The 12,793-nt window shown below is 48.5% G+C and carries 2 protein-coding genes; both read left to right on the forward strand.

All coding sequences use genetic code 11. The annotated features are described in order from the left end of the window. The first annotated feature begins 141 nt into the window (after positions 1-141). Positions 142-1,083 (forward strand): hypothetical protein, encoded by a 942-nt coding sequence (locus BUC02_RS07130; protein ID WP_073320619.1) that lies wholly within the window; start codon positions 142-144, stop codon positions 1,081-1,083. A 644-nt stretch (positions 1,084-1,727) separates the two neighbouring features. Continuing rightward, positions 1,728-12,793 (forward strand): LamG domain-containing protein (locus BUC02_RS07140; RefSeq protein WP_139261055.1); only part of this gene is annotated, 11,066 nt, incomplete at its 3' end.

The raw sequence follows: 12,793 nt of genomic DNA on the forward strand, positions 1-12,793 counted from the left end.
CGTTGTTCGTATTCTTCGGTGAAAATCGTTCGCCGCCATACTTGATTTTGTACAAAATATAGAGTATATTTGTATGTGATTGCTGTCACATATTTCTGGGCTGTGTCTGGCTGTGGATAGGTGGCAAAGGAGGTCTCCTTTATGATGGTTGAAATTAAAAGACTGATTGTGGTAGCCCCGGTGGTACTTGCTTGCGTAAGCATGTGGGGGTGCGGGGATAGTGATTATCGCCAATGGGGGGGGCGTTATGAGGGAACCCTAGTTGCAATAATTGATGATTCTTTGGCTTTGTTGACGAACTCCAGGGGATATGAAGATTGTCATGAAGTTTTTATGGGAAGCGATATTTGTGATAAGGGTGGAACGAACGATGGACTATATTTGGTGAATTATAGAAAAAAAAGAACGCCATATTGGGGCGATACGATAGAAGGCCGAATGAGTTTCGTTGAGGGGTTTTACAATGATTCTTCCGCTTTTTTCTCAAATGCAAATGACGAATTCGGTTTTTGGCGGGTTGGCGGAAAACCTAGAGTTGTTCGAAAATGGAATTGCGAAACTCCATGTGAATGTAATCATGAAAAATATGGACGCCCGTGGCTTGGTGGGGATGTGTTACTGAAAATGGTTACGCAGGAAAAATGTCCCTATGCAATACTCGATACGGCTACAGGTGTCGTGAAAAAATTGGAATTTACAGGTGAATATGCGTGGCTGGAAGGATGTGATGACTTTACGTACATTGATGGAGAAATTGTGTGCGTAAAGGGTTTGTATGATGAAAAAAAATATGGGGTTTATGAATATGGAAAAGATGGTTTGATGGATTCTTTAATTTGGAATGACGCCAGTTGGTCTATATATACCAAAAATGTTCTAGAAATACGTGGAAAAATGCTTACGATAAAACATCCAACTAGGATGCTCGATGGTAAATCAAATCCTTTGAACGGAAATTATATTCATTTTTTGAAACCTTTGAAAACGCCTATTTTGCCTGTGCGAATCGAATACAATGAATTTGTTGATTCTGTAGGGTTGTCAATAGGTTATCCCTCAGAGGACTTGGTTGTTACAAAATAAGGGGAAGAATTATGAGGATAATTCTTTATGCAATAATTGCTATTGTTGGTATTGTGTACGCTGTTCCGAGGCCGATGGAAACATTGGATCGCTATAATGTCGTCCTTGTTCATGGAGCAGCGCCAGAAACACAAGGCTTTGAAAGTGAATGTAATAGTGGTGCTATAAGGGATGCTTACACTATTACTACCAATTATATTGTCAAACCGGATTCATTTGGTTGGAATTTGGGTGATGCCGTTGGGATGTTGGGTGCCTATGATAGGACGTTTAATCCTAACAAAGATGAGGATTATAATGAGAGGTCTGCAAAGAAACTTACCTTTTGGTTGGATTCTGCCGTATTTGAGGATTATCAGTATCAAAATGACAAAATTTATATGGATTCCACGAATTATCGAAGCTCGCCGTATATTTATATCCAGCGGGCATTTGCAAATCCTGCGGAATCCCCTGCCCACAATGCGCATGAAATCGGAGACAGAACGTGGAAAGGTAACAACAAGTGCTCTGTTCGCCGGTCGCTTTTTGAGGAAGCTCAGGAAGTAAGGGCTGGTGGACAAGACTCATTAAGAAATAAGAGGGAGTCACAAGGAGCATTGTATCGCACCATTCCTTCCCGCAATATCCTCATTGCTCATAGTATGGGAGGTGTAGCCTCGCATGAGTATGTGACAGACCAAAGCGTCTATAACAATGATGTCGATAAGATGATTGCTCTTGATTCGCCACACGAGGGGACGGGTAGCTTGAACATGCTGCTGGATATGCGAGATTATGGACGTCAGTATGCGGAAGCACAGACTCAATATATGTTGATGTCCATACTTGGAATGTCTTATTGTGCAATAGCCAAGGAACCATACACGGCAACTATTGCTCTTTGGTTGATGGCTCCTACGTTTGGTTTGAGTGCTGTTGAAAGAGTTGTGACACTTGCGGTGGATAAATTTAAGTTGCAAGAAGATTATGGTTTCAAAGCTGAAGATGCATTAACTTCATATATCGAGCCGGGTGCTCCCGGCATTTCTGCACTGATTAATCGGCCTTTTAATGAAAACATGCCAATGATACGCTTGCTGGGTGGAAAGGGTGGATTGACGTTCTCCGACCCGAATAAAGGTTTTCGTAATTTCTTGAATATTTTTATTCCTGAAGGTGCGTCTACATCGGTTATGAACATGATTGAGCAATTTGAAGGCGATGGCTCGGCTTCTGCTATCTATACGAACATGGTGACGGGTCTTGCTCTGGGAGTTTTTGGTGGAATTGCTTTGCAGGATGTCGGAACAACGTTGGTTCCTGAGTGGTCAAGTTTGGCCGATTCTACAATTGCCTTTAATGATCCTAATGCTGATGTGAGAAAATTCACTTACGATGCTGCAATGAATGCGAATTCTAAAAGTGCTACAAAGAAAGCTCTTCGCAATGTCGCAGAAATTACAGGGGTTGTGAGTGGTATTATTGCGGCTGATATTGCACTGTCTGCATATCCTCTAATCCAGGTTGCTACAAAGGCGGCTATAGCGCTAGGCGGGGCTGTTTTGTTTGGCTTTGATTTGGCAGAAATGGGTGTTTCTGATCTTATTGATTCCCATGAAAATGCAAAAACACGTCGTATGCTTGATACGCTGTATTCCGTGGATTTCTCTTACACGAAGGTCAAGGGCGGTAACGAGTCTGGTCAGATACGGCTTATGGAAGATTTTCTCTATGAAAAGCCGTTCGTAAACTTGGGACTTTTTGTGTCGGATTCAACCTTGCGGGCTGTGGATGCGGGATGTTACTATGAGGCTGACAAAGCGAACAAACAGCAACTTTGCGAGATTGGTCTGTTCGGTGCTGGCGGAAAAGTCGCTGCATCGAACGGGAAAAAGAATTATTCTGAGTTTAGAAAGGGTGACTTGAAATTTAAGTCTGAATCCGACTGGTCCAAAATGGGAGTGAAGGTTGACCGCTGGGAAAAGGTGGATGGCTTGAACCCTGATGGTAGCGATAATCCGGGTGGCGTCCCCATCCGTCATGTGGAACGTTACGAGGTCCCTGCGATAACGGTTGAAGACTGGATTGAAAAGTACTCTTTTGTTGTGGACGATTTGATGCCGCACAGGTTGCGCCAGATTCGCATGAATTTCAACTATCAGGAGGAAATTGCATGGGAATGTGATATATCGAAGAATCCGGAGGCTAATGATGCCTGTACTGTCTATGGACGCTCTGGTGGAGGTGCTTGGACAAACCCGATTGTGATTGTGGATTCTGTGGAAACGGATAGTGGAAAAATTGAACGAAGGATAACGATTGACAAGGTCCCGCACCCGGTCAAGAAAAATGGTCAATTCGATTTTGTGCCGGGCGAATATGGCTACAACAATTTGCTGGCTATCCAGAAAGACAATCAAAATACAGTCACGATTTCGACGGTGAACAAGATTGGCCTTTCCAATACGCAGCGATTCTACTACCTGTTCAAGGCTACTGCAAATATGCTTGATCCTGTATGGCCGCAGCACAACATGGTGCTGAACAAAATAAAGAACTTCAAGGCCTATGCAAGCGCTCTCGGATACCAAGGATTCAGGGTCATGGGTGCAAAGGACAGAATAGTGCTGGAATCTGGTAATACAAATGTCGCGCCCGGTTCTTCGAAGGAAATGTCGATGGAGTACGAATCGTACGTTGACACGACGCGGGATTCTACGGGGCGTCTCCAGGATTTGTCCACGGCATATTTTACATCGGAATGGGTGGAAGACCGTCCTGCCGAGGGCAAATATCACTGGGAGTTCGTGGCGGATATCCGCAACATGGTTTCCGATACGGCCGGTAAAGATTCATCGAATACATACAATGTATCGTTCAGCGTGGATACGACTGCCCCCATATTCAATATCGTGGCCGAGGGGAAGATGGTAAATCCGGACAGCATTCCGTTCGTGGCCCGCTTTGCATGGGCGGATTCGGCGAGCAGTCCCGATATCCGGGCCATGCGCATTTCCCTGGAAAAGGCGAACGGCAATTCTAGGAATTCGAGCTATTCGCGAGTGGCGGATTTCCCGGCCCTGTATGATGTGTGCACTCCGGAGTTCGCGATTCAGTGGAACGACGCGGTGCGTAATTCTGTCAGGGGCAAAGACGGCTATTATAGAATTAGGACCTATGCGGTGGACAATGCCGTGCCTGATGAAAATACCTATACGAAAATGAACGGTCTTGTTTCTGCCATTGTAGGAAGCCCGGGAAATGTTCCCGAATCGTCATGGCCCGATTCGAACGATTTCCTGAATGTTTCCGTGGCGTATGATACGTTCTTCGTCGATACGAAGCGTCCTGAACTGGTCAATCCGCGACTTGAGGCTGTCTCTTCATCGGGGACCCCTTATCCGCAACTGCAAGATAAGAAGCCCGCGCGAAATCCGTCGTTTGCCTACGCTTCATATGATAGCCTGCTGAAAATATCGTATGTTGTGCGTGATTCGCTGGATGGCCGCGATTCGGAACCCGTGACGGTAGCCTGGCAATTTGTTCATGTCGGAGATCCAACGAAGATTGACCATGCGGGAGATTCCGTCCAGGTGAAACCCGGCGATATTGCGGATACATCGTGGACCGAAATGGCCGGTATGCGTCTTGAAGATGGCGACTACGAAATACGCGCCCTTGTACGTGATGCCGCAAAGAACAATTCGCTTTACAGGCTACAGAAAAAACTCCGTGTGGACAAGACTGCCCCGTATATCGAAAGCCTTGTGAGTTCCAAGCTGGTATATCCGGATTCCGACAGGAGTTACACGGCGAAAATTGTTGTGAACGAAAGACAGGATGTCGTGTCCAACCGTACGGGCATGAACTGCTTTTATCAGGTGAGTGGCTCCGGAAGGACGACTTCGTGGAAAAGAATATCGGACAAGACGCTGAAGAACGATTCGGCCACGTTCAATCTGGATTCTATTGGCGATATGCGCGGCAAGTGTTATCTTGAGGCCGTATGCATAGACGCTGCGGGCAACGCTTCCGTGAAGACCGACCTGTTCTTCATCGGCGAACGGACTCCGGTAATCTCGTCCCCTCGCGATTCAGCCGTATATACATCGCTTGTTGCCATTACGGGCGTGGCTCCGCCAGTCAAGCTTGCGGACTCCTTGAACACTGTTTACAGGCTGAGGTATGCCAATATTGATTCCTTGGGCACGGACAGCGCCCCTGAGTGGAAAACATCCAATATCTTTGTCGTTTCCGCATTGCAGAACAGTTCGCATCGAAATGTTTCCAAGGTTTCGCAGAGCAATGATGCGGTGCTGGGCTATCTTGACCGCAAGATTGGTGAAAATAAATATCTGGAAGGGATGTTTGCCATAGAACTTGGAGTATGTGCCGGAGAAAATTGTATCGATGGTCCTGACAGCCTGTGGAAAACGGATACGTCGATGATCCTGCTTGGGGAGAATCGGGATTCACTGTTCAATGATGTTCCTGACTGGCATTTCTCGGCGAGCCCCGATACAGCCATGCATATAGGGACGGATACCCTTAGATTGTCGCTATACCAGTCCGGAAAGTTTAACGGCAGCTATTTCCTGCGCGTGTATGCGGAGGATTCAAAGCATGTCGGCATGTTTGACGAGTCCGTGTCGAAGGTGTGGCGCAACCCTTATTATGGGGCTCCTGCTGATACTTCGTCCGATTCTTCTGCCGTATGGTTCTATGAACTGGATGGTCAGTATCATTTGAAGTGGAAAGGTCTTGCCGCAGGCGATACCTTGAAGGTTTCCTATGATTCGGCTGGATTTGGGAATGTTTGCAGTTACAGCAGTTGTGAATCACGGCCGGTCGCCTTTGACATGGGGCTGTTCTCGGCAACCATAAATTCCTATTTGGAAGATTTCCCTGAATGGATTCCGCCTTCAAGAATTAGCCACGAGATGTTCTTGTTTGGGAATTCTGGACATGTGGTGATGACTGCTACGGAAGCGTTCCGCGTATCTAGAGCGGCCCTTTACGGTGATTCGACCTTGCCGAAAATGAAGGCCTATTTCGGAAGCAGCGATGTTGACGGCTTCTACTGGATTGCCGACGGTCAAATCGGTAGCGATACCCTCAATCCACTGGTCATGGGATGGAGCGTGAATCCTCGTGCCTATGGGTTGACGTTTGCCTGGACCGGCACAACTGAGATGGGAAAATATCCCGCTTCGGGCAAGATGACGATTCATGCGGAGGTTACGGAGAACGTCTCTTCCAATCCGCACGTGTTCCTTGATTCGGCCACGGTTGTGATTGTGCCGGATTCTCTTAGAATCTCGCTTGCGGATACGTTGCCTGATTTTGTGTTGCTGAAAAACGATTCGACCAGGGTGTGCAAGACGGATACGACCGACGAGAATGCTTGTGAAAAAAGGGTCCTGTGGCTTAGGACGATGGTCGCGAAATACGGAATCAAGAACAGGGATGCCAATGTAGGTATCTATGTGGTAAGCGGTTCCGATACGGTAGAGTTGCAGAATATTTCCATGGTGGTACGCGCGAATTCTAGTGATACCGCCTACCAAATCAGCTGGAACGGGAAGGATAGCCTGGGTCATGCCAAACTGGAAATAGGTGAATACAAACTTTTGATTGTTGCCAATTCGACGGATGGTGAAAATTCCACGACGGCCGAGGCCGTGTTCAAGGTCAAGCATGCCGAGACTATGCTGGACATGACTCCGGATCATCCGAAAAATGAGCATATCACGGTTCCTTCCATCCACGTTTCAGAAGCCCTATACGATGGCAGGGTCGATGCGTATCGTTACGAACCTGTTGCCGATTATCTTGTAAAGGCCAATCTTGCCGGATGGAAATTGCCGGATCCCCTGCGTAATGGCGAAATTCCCTTGACGGGGCAGATTTCCGGGTCCCAGGAGATAATCGGCTATGAGCCGAAGCGTTTCAACCTTGCCATCAAGAGGCATAGGAAAGTGCTGCCGTTAGTCATGGTTCGCTATTTGCGTTACAATACATTTTATGTTGATTGCGGTTTCCTTGCCTTAAGTTGTGATAAAAAAGACGACAATCAACATGAACGGATTTTTGTAGATACACTTTATTTTAGTTCGACGACAAAGAGCATAACCTTGACTGAATCTAAGAGGGCGAATGATGCTCACGATTATTATGGATATGATTTCAAAAAATATGATGAGAATGCCTATGACATAACGGTATTCACGCTTTCTGGGTGGAAAAAATTTTTGGATGGACACCCTGCATATAACAAATCGTCTCTTGATGAGATAAGCTATGATCCCATAAAGCAAAGCGAGTATCAAGTATGGACTCTTGACAAGATTAGAAAGACTGAAATTAAATTCCCTAGTCCATATGAAAGTTATGGACATGATTGCGGACCTAGGTATTCGTTTGATGTTGTTGAACCGGGTTGCAGGAGCGATTCGACGTTGGATTCCGTATGCGTGAATGGCGATTCTAACTATGACATGAATGCGAATTTGTTTAAGATAGAAATCAATCCTGGTGCAAATGGAAAATACTACACAGGGTATGGCGTAATAAATCCTACGGCAGATAATTATGCTGCATATACGGTGCTGGAATTTAATGTCACCTATACAATCCCAGATACATCCTATTGGAATGCTGATTTTGGCATGGACAACCTCGTGAACCGTACGGTCCGTTTCGACCACACGAACAAGACCGTATTCGGTAATGACGGCTATGGTTACTGGGCCGCACTTGACAGCTTGAGAAGGGTGAAAAATGACGACTTCCTTGTCGGGATGGGTTCGTATCATGACGGAAATTCGTGGAAATTTGACAAGACGTACGGCCTGTTGACTCCGTTTGAAACGCAAAGACTGCACTATTTTCCGTCGAGTTATCTTGAGGGCGGGCTGAACATGTTCCTGTTTGCGGACGAGGACTCGGCCTACTCGCAGGTGGCCCGTTTTGACTTGCGCTTCTATACTCCAAGTAGTAAGGATGATTTCTTGGAGGCGAAAGTTCTTGGGGCTCCGGAAGATTCTTCCGCTCAATGCAATTACGGTCCGACAAACGTACTTGCTGCAATGGGAAATCCCGGTTTTTGCGAGATAAAATATTCGGGGCTTTCCGATTCGGTCAAGCATACCCCGTATTTCGCCGCCAACACGAATGTGGAATTCTTTGTCGGTCGCAATACCCGCTGGAGTTCCGTAAGGCATCGTGACTCGATTGCGTATCCGGCTCCGAAAAGTGTAACTGAACTTGTCAAGGATTCTGTCCTTTTTGCCTCCAAGGACTCGGTATGTAAGGATAGCGCCCAGGACTGGAATTTTGTGAATACGGGAATATCCCTTTGTTACAAGTACTATAACATTGGCTCCCGTGCCCACTACTATTATGGTGACTATACGGATTCGGTCTGGTCTTCCCTGATTACGCACGGGGACTCTGTTATAAACAATATCGAGAATGCGACAGCTCTTGTCTTGAATTCTCCGCAGGATGCGTTGTATATGAATGTTGTCAGGGCGTTCGAAATAGGCAAGAAGGATGCCTCGTTCAGTGTCAAACCCTCCCCGGACGATTACGACAAAAATGCGCACCGCTATCGTATCCAGCTTGATACGGCAGTGAAGATAAATAGTAATCTTGTTGGTGGAGATGTCTATGCCAAGGTAGAATCACTTAAGGTTGACTTGAGTAATGTTCAGGTTCCGGATTCAATGTTCAGCTTGTCGGACAATGGAGAATTGCTCTATATCAAGGCCGATTTGTTTGTTGTTGATACGTTCTACCGCATGTCGAAGGATCCTCTTGCGAAGTCTCCTGTTCGTCCCAAGTCTGATACGTTGACGATGAATCAAATTTACAGAAATGATGACGTATGGGTGAACGATGTTGTCGTGAACAGTGCCGAATTGATGCAGTTGGACTCCGGTAAGCATTCTCATCTGTTGCTTGACGGGCGTTTCTCGGGTTCCCTGGACATGTTGATAAAGTTTAGGGATGCGGATTCAATTACCGTCAAGCGCCCGAAGGAACTTGTCGAGGTCAGGGCCTATCTGGATAGCGGGATTAATTACCGGCTTGCGTATTTGAACGAAGATGCTTTCTATGCATATCCCAAGTCCATGCTGGATTCCGTCTGGAGAGAGTCCTTGCGGGCTGATTCGAGTGGTTGGTATCGCCTGGGTTGGTTTGACGTGAATCGGTTGCAGGGAAATACGCAGCTTATGCTTCTGTGGGGAGACGATGACGGCACTATGTTCAGTTTCAGCAAGTTCGATATGGTTATAGGTCGTCTGGTTGATTCGTCAGATTATAAAACGGTCAAGTCCCTGTTCGAGGAAGTTAGTGTAACTTTCCCAGAACATTCCATTAGCGGTCAGAAAAATATTACTGTCCGAACTGTGGATGCGAAGGACTACTCGTTTGAGGTATTCAACAATCTTGCTCTCAAGGGCCCGATTGTGGAAGTCTTGCCGTCAATGACATTTGCCAACACTTCCGCTCTTCCGCGTATACAGATGAAGATAAGTCGCGAGGAGATGGTGGCGATGCGTGCAACACCGCAGACGGTAAGGTTGTACAAGGTGGATTTCACGGGCAAGAGGTTTGTTCCGTTACAAAATGCTCTCTATGGGTTCCTGAATGCAGACGGAAGTGCCGTTATGAATGGAGCTGACACTTTAAAATGCGACGAAAGTAATAAGATGACAAAAACGGATTGTGCAGGGAATGACAGTACTTGGGCCTACCTGCTGATTTCCGCCGAAACAAGGACTTTCTCCGTGTTTACGGCGATGGATTCCGCCATTGCGGAAACTCCTAACTTCAGCGTGACTGTTTTGCCTGAAATCGCCTCGACTGCAAACCGCACGGTCCGTGTGGACGGCATATCGAGATTTAGGCTGTACGTAGATGATGATTCGCTGTGGGCTAACCGCGGTGATGTTACTCCGCCAGACACTCTCGCTTTTACTGCGGATTCCAACGGTTTTGCCCGAATAGCCTTGCCTTCTCGCGGTAAGGCCATTGATACCAGCTACGTGTTCGTGGTTGCCCTTGGCGAACCCGATGCGGAAGGAAATATGGAAGAACTCCCTGCAGCTCCGGCAGTGGCTCGTGCTTTGACAGTGAATGCGCAGTTTGCTTGCTCCGTTCCATCCGATTCGTTGTGGCTAGGCCTCGACAACGGCTACATGGCCTATGGTGCTAGTTGCACGCATCCGGGTTACGGGCTGGTATCGCTCTATCGCGACGGTCGCATTGTTGCTGAAATCCGTGGAGAGATACCCGATACAATAATCTATGACGGTTCCAAGACTTCCGGTGCATCCGGCTTGGGCAAGATTTCTACAGGTGTCTATGAATCCCGGTATGTGGGCGTTTCCGCTCTCGGTATGGATATGCAGATGGCGGGGCCACGAGTCTATACGGATTCTGCACGTCCTGCCATCATGAACTTCTCCGTGCAGGATTCCTCGGAGGTCCTTGACCGCATCTTTACGGCGACTGCGGATGTGTATGACTCCGAGTCGGGTGTTGCCCGCGTGGTCGTGACGCCGGTGTTCGGTGGCGATACATTGCGTGTCATGAATGTGGTGCCTGATTCTGCCGGTCATGTGTCTGCAAGTATCCGTATTTCCCGAAAGCAGCTTGCCGAATGTACCGGCTGCTACCTCTCCATGGAAATGCGTGTGGAAGATTACGGACATAACCACGCGGAACAGAAATATGTTTCGGATGAAAAGCTGTATCCATATCCGACGGAACTTGCTCTGTGGTACCCGGCACGTGAAAGCAGCGGCAAGATTGCTCACGAACTTCTCGGAACGGGCCATAATCTTGGCTTGTCAAATATGAGTAGGCCTTGGGGCAGCGATGTCGGCTTGTATTTTGGCAGGGGTACAGATTTCGCATTCGGCAATGGCTTGGTCGATTTCGGGAGTACTCCTTCGTACTCGTTTGAGGCGCGTATCAAGCGTGGCTCCGGCTACAGTACATGGCGCAGGGTTCTCGGCTTTGCCGGTGTGAACGGCCTCGATATCGAACTCATGCAGCGCGGTGGCGTGCTGAAACTAGTCGAGGGTTCCCATTCCTGGGAATCGGAACTGCTCCCGATTAGCGAGAAATCCTGGGCGCATGTCGTCGTGACCGTTGATTCTGCCCATGTCAAGTTCTATGTCGATGGTGAATTGAAGAGAGTCCGGGATTCCGGAATTTCACAGGAGCGAGAACTGGAAGGCGCATTCTCCATGGGCAAGACCGGTAGTGACCCATCCTATCTCGGGAATATCGCTGACATCCGCATGTATTCGCGCGCGTTGACTGCTGCTGAAGTCGAGGAACTATCGAAGCCCGTCACCGATGCGGGGGAGGTTTCCGATGTCATCGTCATCGCCGTGAAGGATATGGAGGCGGTGAGCGGATTCTCGAATGAGTTCTCCTGCTCCGTAGCCGGTAACAAGTACCTTGTATCGGGCGATTCGGCGACACTCGCGATGTCCGTAATCGTTGAAAATACCGCGGATTACAATGTAGTGCTGTACGCAAGGTCCGCTACGGCTGGCGATAAGCCGGTCTATGTCGGCGAAACAAGCATGCTGGCCGGGATGGCAGCCGTTTCCAATACCTGGCGTGCGGTGGCTGTTTCTGGTGTATCCGTCCATCTTGCGGCGGGTACGCATACGTTGACGCTGAAGGTTCCTGCCGGTGTCCAGATTGGCGGAGCGGCTCTCTCGACCGCCAATATTCCGGCCTCGATGATTGCCTGGGGTGTAAGTACCTCGGACAAGGTTGCCGGAATTGTGCCTGTCGATACGGTTCGCAAGATAAAGTCGTACTTGCGCTACGAGGGATACCCGGAAACATCTACGCTCCGCCCGAGAATCCGCCTGCGTAACGTGTCCAATGAGCCCGTGAATGGGTTCTCTGTCCGTTACTATTTCCGTGGCGAGGACGCCTCGCAGGCTGGAGTTGACCGTTATTGGCCGAACTACGGACCAACATTCCCTGTGGTTCATTCCGAGAGCGCCAACACGGGTTACGTTGAATGGACGTTTGCCGAGACGATACCGGTTGCCGGAACTGTGTTTGGTGGTGACGGCCCGCATTTCGGACTCTACAATGCTGACTATACTCCGTGGAATGCCTCCGACGATCCGTCCTTCGTGGATCCGAATTCCGGATTGGTTGCGAATATCGATGGGTTCTACGAGGATGCGGGCGTTGTCGTCCTTGACAATGACAATAACTTGATTGGCGGTTCTTGCGCCGAGATGGAAGACCCCGTATCGCTCGAGACCAAGGTCCGCGTGTTTGCGTCCGATATGCGTGGCGACAACCAGGCGAGCGAGATTCACTTCATGGTGGAAAATACGGGTAATGTCTCGTTGAAGAACTTCGACGTGCGCTACTACTTCTTCGTGGAAGAGGGCCTTGCGCCGGATTACGAACTCAACGATAAGTCCAAATGTTCTTCGGCCTCAATGGAAAGCCTCGGTTCTGGTCGCTGGCAGGTGACTGTCCATTGCGATTCGTCCCTTGCCGCGGGCAGGACATGGCAGAATCCGGTGAAGGTCGCGCTGCACCTGCCGGGCTGGGCTGCGATGTGGAATGTAAACGATGACCCGAGTCACGACAGTCTCGGAATGACGATACGCGTGGCTCGCGGCATTTGCGTGTTCGATTCCACGGGGTACATGCTCTACGGCAATACACC

The sequence above is a fragment of the Fibrobacter sp. UWOV1 genome, assembly GCF_900142495.1.
Lineage (GTDB): Bacteria > Fibrobacterota > Fibrobacteria > Fibrobacterales > Fibrobacteraceae > Fibrobacter.